This is a genomic window from Shewanella glacialimarina (assembly GCF_020511155.1).
Taxonomy (GTDB): Bacteria; Pseudomonadota; Gammaproteobacteria; order Enterobacterales; family Shewanellaceae; genus Shewanella; species Shewanella glacialimarina.
This window is the reverse complement of the sequence record NZ_CP041216.1, coordinates 490,134-505,248: the sequence shown is the minus strand read 5'-3', so window position 1 is coordinate 505,248 and position 15,115 is coordinate 490,134. Positions and strand designations below refer to the sequence as shown.

At 39.7% G+C, this 15,115-nt stretch carries 13 protein-coding genes; 7 read left to right on the top strand and 6 right to left on the bottom strand.

The window, feature by feature from the left end; genetic code table 11:
- The first annotated feature begins 69 nt into the window (after positions 1 to 69).
- From FJ709_RS02070 to FJ709_RS02045, 6 genes are all read left to right on the top strand, one after another.
- Positions 70 to 2,247 (top strand): type I secretion system permease/ATPase, encoded by a 2,178-nt coding sequence (locus FJ709_RS02070; protein ID WP_226412983.1) that lies wholly within the window; start codon positions 70 to 72, stop codon positions 2,245 to 2,247.
- Entirely contained in the window at positions 2,244 to 3,626 is a 1,383-nt protein-coding gene (locus FJ709_RS02065; protein WP_226412981.1) for an HlyD family type I secretion periplasmic adaptor subunit, read from the top strand. Before FJ709_RS02070 ends, FJ709_RS02065 begins: the two co-directional genes overlap by 4 nt.
- Positions 3,627 to 3,700: 74 nt before the next feature.
- The gene (locus tag FJ709_RS02060) at positions 3,701 to 5,062 is read left to right on the top strand and encodes a TolC family outer membrane protein (RefSeq protein WP_404830034.1); all 1,362 of its coding nucleotides are present in this window, start codon (positions 3,701 to 3,703) and stop codon (positions 5,060 to 5,062) included.
- Positions 5,062 to 5,667, top strand: coding sequence for an OmpA family protein (locus FJ709_RS02055; protein ID WP_226412977.1), 606 nt, complete (start codon positions 5,062 to 5,064; stop codon positions 5,665 to 5,667). Before FJ709_RS02060 ends, FJ709_RS02055 begins: the two co-directional genes overlap by 1 nt.
- Before the next feature lie 109 nt (positions 5,668 to 5,776).
- Complete coding sequence (locus tag FJ709_RS02050) at positions 5,777 to 6,415, top strand: transglutaminase-like cysteine peptidase (RefSeq protein ID WP_404829998.1); 639 nt, start codon at positions 5,777 to 5,779, stop codon at positions 6,413 to 6,415.
- A gap of 7 nt (positions 6,416 to 6,422) precedes the next feature.
- Complete coding sequence (locus FJ709_RS02045; RefSeq protein ID WP_226412973.1) at positions 6,423 to 8,348, top strand: bifunctional diguanylate cyclase/phosphodiesterase; 1,926 nt, start codon at positions 6,423 to 6,425, stop codon at positions 8,346 to 8,348.
- Between the two features lie 102 nt (positions 8,349 to 8,450).
- On the opposite strand, the gene FJ709_RS02040 is transcribed toward FJ709_RS02045, so the two are convergent.
- Positions 8,451 to 8,882 (bottom strand): hypothetical protein, encoded by a 432-nt coding sequence (locus FJ709_RS02040; protein ID WP_226412971.1) that lies wholly within the window; start codon positions 8,880 to 8,882, stop codon positions 8,451 to 8,453.
- A 370-nt stretch (positions 8,883 to 9,252) separates the two neighbouring features.
- Positions 9,253 to 10,254 (bottom strand): NAD(P)H-quinone oxidoreductase, encoded by a 1,002-nt coding sequence (locus tag FJ709_RS02035; RefSeq protein ID WP_226412969.1) that lies wholly within the window; start codon positions 10,252 to 10,254, stop codon positions 9,253 to 9,255.
- A 194-nt stretch (positions 10,255 to 10,448) separates the two neighbouring features.
- On the opposite strand from FJ709_RS02035, the gene FJ709_RS02030 reads away from it, so the two are divergent.
- Positions 10,449 to 11,207, top strand: coding sequence for a substrate-binding periplasmic protein (locus FJ709_RS02030; protein WP_319002889.1), 759 nt, complete (start codon positions 10,449 to 10,451; stop codon positions 11,205 to 11,207).
- A gap of 75 nt (positions 11,208 to 11,282) precedes the next feature.
- Here FJ709_RS02030 and FJ709_RS02025 read toward each other — a convergent pair whose 3' ends face one another.
- The 4 genes from FJ709_RS02025 to rfaD all read right to left on the bottom strand — a co-directional run bounded on the left by FJ709_RS02025 (position 11,283) and on the right by rfaD (position 15,078).
- A complete protein-coding gene (locus tag FJ709_RS02025; protein ID WP_226412965.1) occupies positions 11,283 to 12,389 on the bottom strand; it encodes a glycosyltransferase family 9 protein in 1,107 nt (368 codons plus the stop codon).
- A gap of 8 nt (positions 12,390 to 12,397) precedes the next feature.
- The gene (locus tag FJ709_RS02020) at positions 12,398 to 13,174 is read right to left on the bottom strand and encodes a glycosyltransferase family 25 protein (RefSeq protein ID WP_226412963.1); all 777 of its coding nucleotides are present in this window, start codon (positions 13,172 to 13,174) and stop codon (positions 12,398 to 12,400) included.
- Between the two features lie 67 nt (positions 13,175 to 13,241).
- Complete coding sequence (locus FJ709_RS02015) at positions 13,242 to 14,087, bottom strand: glycosyltransferase (protein WP_226412961.1); 846 nt, start codon at positions 14,085 to 14,087, stop codon at positions 13,242 to 13,244.
- A 37-nt stretch (positions 14,088 to 14,124) separates the two neighbouring features.
- Positions 14,125 to 15,078, bottom strand: coding sequence for an ADP-glyceromanno-heptose 6-epimerase (rfaD, locus tag FJ709_RS02010; protein ID WP_226412959.1), 954 nt, complete (start codon positions 15,076 to 15,078; stop codon positions 14,125 to 14,127).
- Positions 15,079 to 15,115 lie beyond the last annotated feature (37 nt).

The window sequence follows — 15,115 nt, the reverse complement described above, 5'->3', positions numbered from 1 at the left end:
CGCTAAAAGATGTTCATAGCATCAATAAGAATAATAAGTACATAAAAGAATAATAAGGATATCACCACAGTGCCAGCAACTGCTTCCAAGATTCAGGAACAGTGGACCATTTCGGCCTCACAAAGAGTGACAGTCGATCCACTTCTTGATTGCCTTGTCTTATTAACCGAGCATTTCGGCAGCCCATGTTCAAGTGAATCACTTGCGGCAGGACTTCCGTTAACCGGTGCAGTGCTAACCCCTGACTTGCTGCCACAGGCGGCTGGACGCGCAGGCCTATCAGCAAAGCTTTCACGAAAAGATCTTAATCAAATAACACCAATTTTATTACCTTGTATACTATTACTCAAAGATAAGAAAGCCTGTATTTTACGTGAAATCAATATTGAACAAGACAAGGCTGTTATCCAACTTCCTGAAACGGGTGGGGAAGAAACGCTTACCTTAGAGGAGTTAGAAACCCTCTTTGTTGGTTATCTGTTTTTAGTAAAACAACATTACCGTGGTGATGCTGCTGTTGATGTTCACATTCATGACAGTAGCGTGCATTGGTTAAAACAAAGTATTGTTGACTCAGCTCCAATTTATCGAGATGCGTTAATTGCGTCGGTACTGGTCAATTTATTTGCCTTAGTGTCACCATTATTTATCATGAATGTTTATGATAAAGTTGTTCCAAATCTTGCTTTTGAGTCACTGTGGGTACTTGCTATTGGTGCGGGTATTGCTTATGTTTTTGACTTCATCATGCGACAACTAAGAAGTTACTTAATTGATATAGCTGGAAAAAAAGTTGACATCATTGTCTCCTCTAAACTTTTTGCTAAAGTTATTGGCATACCATTATCTCTGCGTTCTCCTAGTGTTGGCGGTATGGCACGCCAGCTAGGTGAATTTGAAAGTATTCGAGAGTTTTTAGCCTCTGCAACCATCACCTCACTAGTTGATCTACCATTTGCAATCCTGTTTGTCATTATTATTTATATCGTTGCAGGCGATTTGGCAGTAATCCCAGTTATAGCCAGCTTGCTGATTATTACTGTCACCTTATATGTACAGCCTAAACTTAAAGCTGCAATTGAAGAAAGTAACCGTTTTGCCAGTTTAAAGCATGGACATTTAGTCGAGAGCTTAACTGCAATCGAATCGATTAAAGCCAATGGCGCTGAAGGTATTGTTCAAAAGAGTTGGCAACAAATGATTGGCCATACTGCCAACTGGGAATTAAAAACTAAAAAACTGGCTAATTATTTAGCCAACTTTGCCAATTTCTCTGTGCAATTTAGCGTAATTTGCGTGGTTATTTTCGGGGTATATCGCTTAGCTGACAACGAACTCTCTATGGGCGGCATTATTGCCGCAGTTATGCTATCAAGCCGAGCTGTCACCCCCATGGCACAATTAGCCTCCTTGATAACTAGGGGGAATTACACCATGAGTTCATTACGTCAACTTAACCAAATAATGGATCAAGAAGACGAATTTGAAAACAAAGGTCAACTCGTTAGTAAAGAACGTATCAATGGCAGAATAACCGCTGATAACGTTAGCTTTACTTTCCCTGCAGCAGAAAAGCCAATCCTGTATCCTATGTCGATCAACATCGAACCCGGCGAAAAAGTGGCTATTATTGGCCGAAACGGATCGGGTAAAAGTACCTTAGCTAAATTGTTACTGGGTCTGTATAAGCCAACCAACGGTAGCCTTCGATATGATGGTATCGATGCCGGTCAAATACATCCCAGTGATTTACGCCGTAACTTTGGTTACTTACCTCAAGATGTCACCCTTTTTCATGGCAGCATTAGAGACAATATTCTATTTGGTACACGCCAAGTGAGTGAACATCAACTTATTAGGGCGGTACAATTGTCAGGTGTAAGTCTGTTTACTCACTTAGAGTCTGAAGGCCTTGATCAGCAAGTGGGTGAAGGTGGATTATCATTAAGCAGAGGACAACGTCAAAGCGTGGCTTTAGCTAGAGCAACGCTAAATGACCCTCCAATCTTGCTAATGGATGAACCGACAGCCAGCTTAGATGCGCGTGCAGAGAAACAATTTGTCAATTCAATGGCACAGGTCAGTAAAAATCGAACTTTACTGCTTATTACCCATAAAATGCATTTACTTAACCTAGTCGATCGCATTGTCATCTTAGATCGTGGCCACATCATTGCTGATGGTCCAAAGAAAGAAGTACTAGAAAAGCTTAACAATGGCTTGCTTGCAGGAGGCCAAAATACATGAGTAAACACTTAACCACTGCAGACTTAGAAATGGTCGATGATGTTTACGGCGCCATGATGACCGATGCCCCATCGGGTCATCGATTGATTATTTGGTCTATGGCAGCCATGATGTTGTGCTTTTTCATATGGTCATATTTTTCTGAACTAGATCAAGTGACTACCGGAATGGGTAAAGTCATCCCATCTTCTCAAGTTCAACTTATCCAAAGTTTAGACGGTGGTATTTTACAAGAAGTCTTTGTCCAGGAAGGCATGCTCGTCGAGAAAGATCAGCCATTAGCACGTATCGATGATACTCGCTTCCGCTCTGACTTTGCTCAACAGGAGCAAGAAGTATACGGACTACAAACCAATGTTATCCGTATGCGAGCAGAGTTAGACAGTATTGTTATTTCAGATATGTCTGCAGACTGGCGCCAACAGGTTAAAATAACCAAACAGTCTTTAATCTTTCCAGCAGAACTCATTGAACAAGAACCAGCATTGGTTAAACGTCAACAGGAAGAGTATTCAGGTCGTTTAGATAACCTCAGTAACCAACTTGAGATATTAGTCCGCCAAATACAACAACGTCAGCAAGAAACGGAAGAACTATCGTCTAAAATATCGACTTTAACCACAAGCTATCAACTCATTTCTAGAGAACTAGAGCTCACTAAACCATTAGCACGAAAAGGTATTGTTCCTGAAGTTGAGCTGTTAAAATTAGAACGTGTCGTTAACGATATCCAGGGTGAACTTCAATCTGTACGATTATTACGCCCCAAAGTGAAATCTTCGATGGACGAAGCCATTTTAAAACGCCGCGAAGCAGTATTCATTTATGCAGCAGATTTACGTGCTCAACTCAATGAGATGCAAACCAAGCTATCAAGAATGAACCAGGCACAAATTGGCGCGTTTGATAAAGTCAGTAAAGCGGTTATAACCTCACCAGTTGCAGGTACGATAAAATCAATTCATATTAATACATTGGGTGGTGTGGTTCAGCCAGGGCAAGAAATAATTGAAATTGTGCCATCGGAAGATCGCTTATTAATTGAAACTAAAATTACCCCAAAAGACATCGCATTTTTACATCCAGGCTTACCTGCGATTATTAAAGTCACAGCCTATGATTTCACCCGCTATGGCGGCTTAAAAGGCACTGTTGAACATATCAGTGCTGACACGTCGCAAGATGAAGAAGGCAACAGTTTTTATACAATAAAAGTAAGAACTGAAGAATCGAATTTAATGAAAGACGATGGCACACAGATGCCAATTATTCCCGGTATGCTCACCTCGGTGGACGTTATTACGGGAAAAAGATCCATACTTGAGTACATATTAAATCCAATTTTAAGAGCAAAAGATACTGCGCTGAGAGAGCGCTAAAGAACCGGGAGGGTTTTTTACAAATGATCAATACAACAAATCGACAACTAAGGTTTAGTGCGCTTGCATTGGCCATGTCGGTATTAATGTCACCAGTAGCGTCTAGCCAAACACTAGAACAAGCAGTTGCACATACATTAGATACTAACCCAGAACTGCGTATTGTATTCAACCGTTTTAAAGCGCGAGAAGAACAGGTTAACCAGGCTAAATCAGGATATATGCCAACGGTCGATATTACGGCAGGCTATGGTTGGGAGCAAACTGATAGCCCATCATCACGTCGAAAAATACAACCTCTAAATGATAATTTAGATGAAGGGGTGATGGAACTTGAGCGTGGTGAAGCAGGTTTTAGTATTAAACAAATGTTATTTGATGGTTTTTATACCAGTAGCGAAGTCGATCGCTACTCGTTTGAAGCCAGTGCTGAGCAATGGGCATTATTTGCTGCTGCTGAAGATATGGCATTAGATGTCACTAAAGTGTATTTATACTTTATCCGTGCTGAACAGGTACTGACTCTCGCACAGAGAAACTTAGAAAGCCACGAAGAAATATATGATCAGATTAAGCAGCGAACAGACTCTGGCTTAGGGTCAATAGCAGATTTATCACAAATCACCGGCCGTTTAGCTCGCGCAAACGCCAATGTGATTTCGGCTAAAAATAATCTTCATGACGCCAGGGCACAATATATGCGTATTGTGGAAGTCGCCCCGGATGATTTAATTTTACCTGTACCAGATGCCGACATGCTGCCAAAAAGTTTATCTGAAAGCATTAAACTGGCTTCTTCTAGCCACCCTATTCTGAAATCTTCAGAAAATGACATTAATGCAGCTAAACAGGAACGCAGCTCGGTTAAGTCGAATTATTACCCTAAATTCAATCTTGAACTGAGTGGTAACTGGAACAATGATGTAGACGGCGAAGACGGCTACAGCCAAATTGCCAATCAAAATGTCAATGGTTACAGCAATGACTTAGTCGGCATGGTAAGAATGCGTTACAACCTATTTGCTGGCGGTAAAGATATCGCCCGTGATAGAGAATCTGCCTACAAAATCAGCGAAGCAAAAGAAATTCAACAACGCGCAAACCGCCAAGTCGTTGAAGGCGCTTCGCTTGCATGGAACGCCTTTGAAATGTTATCGCCACAAAAAATGTACATTCGTGAACATGTTGTTGCCTCAAAACAAACTCAAGTTGCTTACGAGCAGCAGTTTAACCTAGGTCAGCGTACCTTACTCGATTTACTCGACACCGAAAACGAGCTATTTGAAGCGCGTAAAGATTATTTACAAACTGAATATGATGAAATTATTGCTCAATATCGTGTATTAAACTCGACCGGTAGGTTATTAGAATCATTACGAGTAACTCGCCCTGATGTATGGTCTGGTGAACGTAATTACGAAGGAGGAGCAAACTAATGCGCTACTTCATTTTATTATTAATGGTCAGCTTAACCAGTGCTTGTTCTATGAATGATACTATTTCTATGGACCAACCCACTAAACAGCAATTTGATCTAAACGATCAAGATCGTGATGGTGTTATTGCAGCAAGAGAACGCTGCATGGGCACAATCATCGGATCTGAAGTTGATAATTATGGTTGCGGCACAGTTAAAAAGATTAACGAACGCCAAGAACTGGAAATTTTATTTGAAAACAACTCTGATTATATCGATCCACAGTATTACTCACAAATAGAAAAGGTTGCGAGTCTGATGACACTTTATCCTTCAACGGTTGTGACCATTGAAGGACATTGTAGTAATCGTGGCAGCTATGAGCTGAACTTAGCTTTATCACAAAACAGAGCTAAAGCCGTTACCACAATACTCCAAGATACATTTGGTATTGAAGCGTCACGCCTAACATCTATAGGTTATAGCTTTGATCGCCTTATAGACACTAGTGGCACAGCTGAAGCTGAAAAAGTGAATCGTCGCGTTATCGCTGAAGTTCAAAGTGAAGAGACTATTCCAAATTTGAAATGGCATATTTACACTGTTGATCAACAAACAGAATAACGATAAACAAAGTTGTAATACACAGAAGGGCTAGCAGCGTTTGACTCTATCGAGATGCAATAGGTCCACAACAAAGAGAGGCTGTCACGTTTTAATTGTGGCAGCCCTTTTGTCTATTTCGACACTTTTTGCGGCGCCTACGCAAACGCTAAATGCTGACAAAATTATTTCGACTCTTAGCCAGAATTATGGCCAACGCGCAGGCTTAAGGGCCAAAGCCTGGTTTAAAGTAGTTGACGAAGCACAAGCTTTACCGGAAAAACAACAACTAGAGAAAGTGAATCAATTTTTCAATTTATTCAGATTTGTTGATGATAAAGTACTTTGGGGTGACTCTAACTATTGGGCCACACCAATGGAGTTTATCGGTGTAAATGGCGGCGATTGTGAAGACTTCTCTATTGCCAAATACTTTACCTTACTCCAATTAGGTGTATCAGAGGATAAACTGCGTATCACCATGGTAAAAGCGACCTCTGTGAATCAATACCATATGGTACTCGCCTACTATGAAACACCTAGCTCGGTACCATTAGTATTAGATAATTTAGACAAGAAAATTAAACTTGCCACACAGCGACGCGATTTGCTACCTGTGTATAGCTTTAACGGTAAGCAGTTATGGTTAAATAAAGAAAAAGGTCGAGGGGTGTTAGCAGGCTCATCATCACGACTAGAAAAATGGAATGATTTAACACATCGCTTAGGTGTTGACCGTTTACGTCAACCCAAACTTAAAATGGAGTAGTGACCACATGACCCTGTTTCGACAGATTTATGCGTTACTTTTCGTACTATTCTTGCTAACGATAGCAAGCTTAGCTTACGTTCAATTTAACGAGACTCAGAGCTTTCTCGCAAAGCAAATGGAGTCAGACCTTAATAATGCCAGTCACTCATTAGGACTGATGCTTGTACCAGCTTTAGAAGCAGGTGATGATGCTGCAACAGAGACCTTAGTCAATGTCTTGTTTGAAGGTGGATATTACCAACAAATTAAGCTTACCTGGTTAGTTGATGGTAAACAGCAAGTTTGGAATAATGCCATTCGAGTACAAAATGTACCCCAATGGTTTATTGACCTTGAAATTTTTAAGCCTATTGCTAAAGAAAGTATCATCACATCTGGTTGGTTACAGCTGGCTAAAATTGAAATTACTGCTCACCCAGGGTTTGGTTACCAAGAGATGTGGCGGATTATAACCAATATAGTCATAGTATTTTCAGTTTTATTCTTAATCGCCATTATCTTTGCTCGAGTTGGTTTAAGCATCATCTTAAAACCATTGAACTCGTTATCAGAACACGCTAAAAAAATTGCTAATCGTCAATTTGGCCCAGATATGCCAACCCCTAAAACAACAGAGTTAAAGGAATTGGTTCAAGCATTTAACAGTATGTCGGGCCAACTTAAACAGGTGTTTAATTCTCTAGATGAAGAAGTATCAGCTTTACGTAAGAAAAACTTAGTTGATCAAGTTTCCAACCTTCCTAACCGTCAATACATGGTAAGCCGGATTAATGGTTGGCTCAGTGAACCTAATTCAGGGGCATTGTTTTTAGTTAAAATGGACTGGCTTGAAGATGTGCATAGCCAGTATGGCTATCAAGTAAGAGATGAAACCATCAAGTTACTTGGCAATAAATTACATCAACATTTAGATGAAATTAGCCCTTCTGTTATTGCACGCATAGCAGCATATGAATTCGCCTTCTTAATTGAAGAAAGTGAACACGAACAACTTAGTAAATACTTACAGGGCATGATCCGCACAATCAATAAAGAAATATCGAAAGCAGGTTGTAAACCCAATGAGCAATTCAATATTGGTATCGCTGAACGTTTAGATCAAATGAGTGTATCGGACATACTTGCTCAAGCTGATAATGCGTTACAAAAATCGATTAAAGATAATAAAATCTTTCATTGGTATGAAAATACGCAGCAGCAATTATTCAGCCGTGATGAGTGGCGACAAAAGCTCACCCACGCAATCAATAACAATCAATTTCAATTTCGTTGGCAACCCATATTATTAAATGAAAACAATGAAGTGTGTCAACGTGAACTGTACTGTCAACTCACATTAGATAATGAAGTGTTACATGCAGGTCAGTTTATGCCTTTTGTGGAAATTTTATCATTGGGTACCGTGTTAGATCGCTGCTTAATTGAAACTGTTAATAGCCATCATTTATTTGACCGTAATTTTGAACCTGTGGCCATCAACCTAACTTATCAAAGTATTGGCGATCATGAGTTTCATCTTTGGATTAAGAAATTCCTTAGAAATCATAAAACGCCTGAACGCATTTGTTTTGAGATCCCTGAAGCAAGTGTCTATAGCGATTTAAGCTCATGTGAACACTTGTGCAATATTATTCGTGATTGTGGTGCCCACTTCGGTATTGACCATTTCGGTCGTCAATTCGGCTCCATGGCCTATTTACAAAACCTAAGACCCAGCTATGTAAAACTGGATCAATCTTTTGCTTTTATCGAAGAGAATCAACACAACAGTGAGCTATGTCGCGCGTTGGTTAACGTGGCAAAAGGACTAGATATTCAAGTTATTGTGACGGGAATTCAAGAGAATAAGCAGCTAAGCCGCTTTAACGACTTACGTTTAGACGCACACCAAGGCTACATAGCCCCGCCTATTGATATCAAACTCACCTAATCATCATTAGGGTATCTATCACCCACAAAAAAACCAGTAGTATGCATGCTACTGGTTTTTTATTGGCTTATTCAACTTTATTAGCTACTTGACTCAAACAACTTAATCGTCGACACCATCATCCATGTCAAAATCATCATCTGAATCATCAGCGTCATCAAAGACATCAATATCGTCACCATCTGCAATCTCATCTGGCTCAGGTGCTGGCTTAGCTTTCTTGGGAGGCGCAGTATCGGGCACCTTAGACAAATCAATGCGAGTTTGCTGTTTAGCCATAAACTCAGCACGAGCAACTTGCCAAGCATCACCAAACTCAGCCAACGCAGCTTTAGTTTGTGCCTCATCAAGATCATGCAAATTTACTTTAACGATATCTTCTACATACTCAATGATGACATTGCGTACTGTATTAAATAAATAGATACGCCCTTTGGATGCTTCAGGTAATTGGCCGTCGTGAATAACAATTGTATTCCCTCTAGCCGTTCTTAACTCACCAACCCATAATTGTTTTTTTACTGTGTTATACATATATGCTAACGCCCTTAAATCAACACATATACCAAAAAGATATGCTCGATGAACTACTAATAACCTCGGCTCAATATTATTAAGCTTCAATAATGTGGGTATTTAAACAGAATAATACAGAGAATCAATGCCTAATTTAGTTAATTTTCAAATTTTGGTAAAAATATTCAAAAATAATTTACCAATAGCGTAATGACCTTAAAAAAAGCACAAGATTTATGTATGTATCATGATACATCGTTAAAAAATTTCACTTTACACAAGCATAAACCGACACTTTCTTGCTTTAAAATCATCCAATTTATATTTGATAACTGCAGATTAGCTTAAATTTTTCATGCTTCAAGTTTTTATCAGATCTTTCTGAGTTTTAGTCACACAAGTTTAAAATTATTTTGCCTTTATGGATACCTGACTCCATATATTGATGAGCTTGAACCACCTCATTAAACGCAAACACTTTATCAATGGGTGGAGTAAATTGCCCGCTTTCAAGTAACGGCCAAACATGCTGCTTAAGCTCTGCGGCAATCTGGGCTTTTGCTACCACACTTTGTGGTCGTAACGTCGAACCAGTCCATATAATACGTTTAGCCATTAACCTGAAAATATCAACCGTTGCTTTAGGCCCTCTTTGCATCGCAATTGATACCATTCGTCCATCCATTGCGAGCACTTTTAAATTTTCATTAATAAAGTCGCCACCCGCAATATCGACGACCACATCAACACCTTGATGATGAGTTAGCGACAAAATAGAATCTGCAAAGGATTGGTTATTATAGTTAATCGCATGCGTGGCACCTTGGCTAAGGCAGAACTGGCATTTATCATCGGTGCCTGATGTGGCAAAAACGTTTGCACCAAGCTGGCTAGCAAGCTTAATAGCCGTGCTACCAATGCCGCCTGCCCCTCCATGCACTAACACTGTTTCACCCGCTTTTAATCCTGCCCGCATGAACACATTGCCCCAAACCGTAAAAAAGGTCTCAGGCAGCGCCGCTGCTTGAATAAAACTCCAAGCTGCAGGAATGGGTAAACAGTGTGCAGCAAAGGTATTAACTTGTTCTGCATAGCCACCACCGGGTACCAGAGCGCAAACTCTATCCCCAATATTCCACTGGGTAACATCATCCGCTATCGCAATGATAACGCCTGCCACTTCTAAACCAAGAATAGGACTTGCGCCCTCAGGAGCGGGATAGGCTCCCATACGTTGTTTAATATCAGGGCCGTTGACGCCTGCAGCGTGTACTTTTATGCAAACCTGGCCTGATTGTAAAGGTGCAAGACTACCGCTACCTAGCCGCATGACATTAGCATCTCCAGGTTGATCAAACACCACCTGCTGTATCATTTTATTCTGAAGCATACTTTTAGTCCTATAATTTAAATAAAAACCACTAACCAAGAGATCGCTACAATATGGTAAAAAAATACCAACACAAACGACAACTTATTTATCTTTGGTTACCTAAAGAAAAAATTGTTTAATTTATAATCGAAAAATATTGATCAAATAATATGAATAGCTAAAATAGCGCCCCAGAAGCACTCAAGGCACCTATGTTACGAACCACTATGTCAAAAAAGTCCGTATTAAGCACTATTGTTACTTTGATAATATGTTGTTTTCCAGTTTCCGCAAAGACTATCCATATAGCCTCTGATGTGTGGTGCCCTTACATTTGTGACGACCAACCAGGTTATCTAGTTGAAATAGTACAACGAGCATTTGAAATCCAGGGGGTACAGGTAACTTTTGTACCCATGCCATTTAACCGCGCATTAAAAGAAACTCAGGTTGGCAATATTGACGCAGTTTTAGCCATATCAAAAAGTGTGGCTGTTGAACAAGGTTTACTTACTGGGGAGACTGTTGTCGGTGAGGTAAGTAATGATTTTTTTACTGTTAACAATAATCCCTGGAGATATGAAAAACTGAGCGATCTTTCATCACAATCTATTGCAGTTATTAAGGGATACGATTACGGCGAAGCATTAGAGTCTTACTTGTCCAATAATCAGCAAATATATTGGGCTGTTGGCGATAAACCACTGTCGATGAATATTATAAGAATGATCAGAGGGAGGCACCAAATTATTATTGGTAATAGATATGTTATTCAATACACAGCTAGACAACTAAAATTGTCTGAAAAAATAAAATATGCTGGTTCCATGCCAGATAAAATCAGTTTATACGTTGGCTTTAATCTTAATAAACTGATCAAAGCACAACAATTTGATCTAGGTGTAAAGACACTAAAATCTACGGGGGAATACCAAAAAATTCTCGATAAGTATCAGATCCCATCAGATTAAAGTAGACCGAATTTACTTATAAAATGCTCACTATTTCTTTGAACATTTTATAAGCCCTTTCTATATCAAAAATAACTATTTAATACACTTACTCAATTGAATCTTACAGGCATCAATAACATCATTAGTAGACACTGAACTGGCTTTACCTGTGCCCTCTAAAATAAGGCTGTCACCCAAAGGCTGCCACAATTTAAAGTCACTTGCCATAATGGTCACTTGAGGTACCTTCATACTGACTGCCAAATGTGCTGTTGCTGTATCGACACTCAAACAAAAATCACATTTTGCCATTAAGGCTGGCAACTGAAAGAAGTTTTCTAATGCCGTAAAAACCTGAATTTTTAACGCTGACAACTCTGCATCAGCCTCTAAATCCTGCTGTACTGACATCAATTTATTCGGTGGAGTATTAATGATAAATACCACTTGCGGATAAAGCTGAGCTAACGTCAACATAATCGTCTTTAACTGTGCCCAAGGATAATCTTTCTTATCCGCAGTCGATAAATGATTCATAAAACAAATTAGCTTGGTATTATCTTTACCGGTTAAATCATCAATAATTTGCAGAGCTTGCTGGGTGTATTTATCTTCAGGCTGGATCATTAATTGGGTATAGCCAGACACCAAATCAGATGTGGTTAACCCTAAAAGCTGCTTAAAACACTCAGCATATAACTCAGTAATATGCTGGGTCGAGTCAGCAATATCATCGTAACTAATCACCCCATCTAGTTTATTAAAATAAAGCCAATTACTGAAAAAATTCGCCCCACTTGTGGTCGCAACACTGAGCGCTTGTTTAGAAATAGTGCGTGCTAACTTTGCATATTGAGTTGAACGGTTTTTGCCCACAAACATAATAACATCATAATTTTGTTGCTGGGCCTTGGTAATGTATTGCTCACGCTCAGCGATATTAGACACAATAGGATATATATCACCAAAATCACCAATGGCATTAATCCACTCGGTTAAAATTTGATTGCGTCCACCTGCCCATTCATGCGGACTACGTCGACAATCGTCAAACCAAATATCAATGGTCAAATGGGGATATTTCGCTTTTAACGCAGATAACCAGACACCTTGATAGACAAAGTCCCCAATGGCCAAGTGGGTCATATAAAGTACTTTTTTAGCATTAAGTAGCTGCTGATGGCTGATTAATCCGCTCACGTTATCCCTTACTTCAAACTGTCTTTAAACTGGTTAAAATGCTTGTCTAATGATGGTGTCACTAACATACGCTTAAAGGCTCTAGACCAATTCAAACGCAGTTTTGTAAGCTTGCGTTGCGGCATTTTCTCTAAACTCCCCACAGGATTGATATCTGAAAGCCCTGCCAGGTCGACTGATACACAATAAGGAATTAACCCAAATGGATAAATACCCAATGACCACCACGATTTAATATGTCCATCCACTGGCTCAACAATATAAGGCATATTTTTTAATAGCGACTTAGCACCTTGCTTACTGATCACTTGCGCAACCGCGCTTATCGGAAACTTATGGTAACTGACAAATTGGTGGCCTTGATAATCAAATGAATCTCTAATGTTACTCCCACCACCACGACGTAGCGGATACAACTTAATAAAGTCCCAATTTGCATGGGGTAAGTTTGCCATTAAATTAACTACATCAGCGAAATTAGCTTCTAAGCCAATGTCATCCTCAAGCACAAAGGCGAAATCAAGATCATCATCGATGATTTTTTGCCAAGCGCGTTTATGACTCAATGAGCAACCAATTTCGCCCTTACCCAAATCTCTATGGTAGCTTTTTTGCGCTAATAAGCGTGGCGAAACGGCTTCAATTTGTTCAGCAGTTAATGTCGCACCATCCACCCCTTCAATACGTTCAAAAGGAATGTCTTGCTGTTGTAACTGTGCAGAAATAGCCTCTAACCGCTTTGGAGAGCGGTTAAGGTTAATGACAAAGACTTTATATTTAAGCAAAATTGATCACTCCAGATAAATTGCGCTACCGATATTGCCTATCGCGCGACTCGCCACAACCAAAACACTAAATAGTGACAAACTTCTTAGCAAGATAGTTCAGCATAAATTTGGGCAGTTTGTAACGTTTATGGGCTTTGTTTATAAAAAGTTCCCAACCACTTTGCTTAATTTGCGCCAATGTTTCGCTGGCTATGAGATCTTGGTTCAATTCACAAAAATCATTCACAAATCGCACTTCGCGCTTTAAAGAGGAGTTAGTGTATCCACGACCTGCATAATGAATAAAGCTGGCATTACGATAGCCATCATGCCCTAGCACATCCATACGGTTAAATTCTGCATCAATACTTTGATACTTTAACCCATCTCGCTGGATCAGATAATTGATGTAGGTTTGCTCATAATATTTAATGTGATTACAAACCTGTTGTAAGTCTTCTAAAGTGGCGATGTCGAATAATTTGCTTTGATTCGAGATCAACATACAGCCTAGATTAAAATACACTGGGCGACCATTGACTTGCGGCCAATCAGCAACAGACCCTTTTATGGCAAATATTTTATCGAGTACAGGTTGGCGCTCCAATAAAGCGCCTTCATTGAACATATAAATGGTTTCCAGGTCATCGTATTGTTCAAAAATATCCTTTGCGTGTGGAGTGATAATAATATCAGCATCGACATATAGGACTCGATCGTATTCTTTTAGCAACTCTTTGATGTATAGCTTTTCGGTCCAAGCTGGACTTGCGGTATGCTGAGGATCTTGTATGTTGATTGGATAATGAAATTGGTCAGACACAATTAAGTCTGCACCCACTTTTTCAGCATAAAGCTTAAATCCAAGTAACGCTGCGTTGTACATTGGATTGGTATCACCAATCGCCAGCGTAAAAATAGCCTTTTTCATTTAATTTTCCAGATAACATCAAACAATTAAAAACAATTTACTGTCCAATAAAGTGCTGCGCTTTCAACCAATCTAAGTACTCAGGCACAGCCTGCTCTACTGTCTTAAATTGGTGCTGGCAACCTACCGCACGAAGCTGAGTTAAATCAGCTTGAGTGTAACTCTGGTATGCACCTTTTAGCTTATCTGGAAAAGGAATGTACTCAATATGACCTTTGCCATGATAGTCAATTACCGCATTTGCAACGTCATTAAAACTTTGTGCTTTACCGGTACCGCAATTGAAAATCCCCGATACTTTGGCGTTTTGCCATAACCACAAATTGACTTGAACCACATCTTCAACAAACACAAAATCACGTAATTGCAGACCGTCGCCGTAACCATCAACACCAGCGAATAAACGGCACACTCCATTGGCTTTTATTTGGTTATTAAAGTGGAATGCTACGCTTGCCATGCCGCCTTTGTGTTGTTCACGCGGGCCATAAACATTGAAATAACGTAATCCAGCAACCTGCGTGGTTAACTTTTGCTGACGGACATATTGATCGAATAAAAATTTCGAATATGCATACACATTAAGTGGCTTCTCCACTTCACGTTGTTCAACAAAACTCTCGCTGCCACCGTATACCGATGCGGATGACGCATAGATAAACTGAACATTGTTAGCCTGACAAAAATGCAATAAAGTTTTCGAGTATTCGAAGTTATTTTCCATCATAAACTTGCCGTTCCACTCGGTGGTGGATGAACAAGCACCTTGGTGAAAAATAACCTCAACGTCATAATCTAACTGGCCTGATTTTACTTGAGCGAGAAAGGCATCTTTATCTAAATAGTCAGCAATTTCGCAATCAGCTAAATTGAACATTTGAGTGCCATCAGTTAAATCATCTACCGCAATAATATCGGTTCTGCCTAATTGATTTAATGCCTTAACTAAGTTACTGCCAATAAAGCCTGCGGCTCCAGTAATTATGATCATATTTTTGCTTCCACTGAGTTGGATTAATTTTGTTTAA

Excerpts from the sequence above, each read along its gene's own strand:
- FJ709_RS02045 (WP_226412973.1), top strand. The coding sequence starts at position 6,423 with ATGACCCTGTTTCGACAGATTTATGCGTTACTTTTCGTACTATTCTTG.
- FJ709_RS02040 (WP_226412971.1), bottom strand. The coding sequence starts at position 8,882 with ATGTATAACACAGTAAAAAAACAATTATGGGTTGGTGAGTTAAGAACG.
- FJ709_RS02065 (WP_226412981.1), top strand. The coding sequence starts at position 2,244 with ATGAGTAAACACTTAACCACTGCAGACTTAGAAATGGTCGATGATGTT.
- FJ709_RS02015 (WP_226412961.1), bottom strand. The coding sequence starts at position 14,087 with ATGAAAAAGGCTATTTTTACGCTGGCGATTGGTGATACCAATCCAATG.
- FJ709_RS02060 (WP_404830034.1), top strand. The coding sequence starts at position 3,701 with ATGTCGGTATTAATGTCACCAGTAGCGTCTAGCCAAACACTAGAACAA.
- rfaD (WP_226412959.1), bottom strand. The coding sequence starts at position 15,078 with ATGATCATAATTACTGGAGCCGCAGGCTTTATTGGCAGTAACTTAGTT.
- FJ709_RS02035 (WP_226412969.1), bottom strand. The coding sequence starts at position 10,254 with ATGCTTCAGAATAAAATGATACAGCAGGTGGTGTTTGATCAACCTGGA.
- FJ709_RS02055 (WP_226412977.1), top strand. The coding sequence starts at position 5,062 with ATGCGCTACTTCATTTTATTATTAATGGTCAGCTTAACCAGTGCTTGT.
- FJ709_RS02030 (WP_319002889.1), top strand. The coding sequence starts at position 10,449 with ATGTTACGAACCACTATGTCAAAAAAGTCCGTATTAAGCACTATTGTT.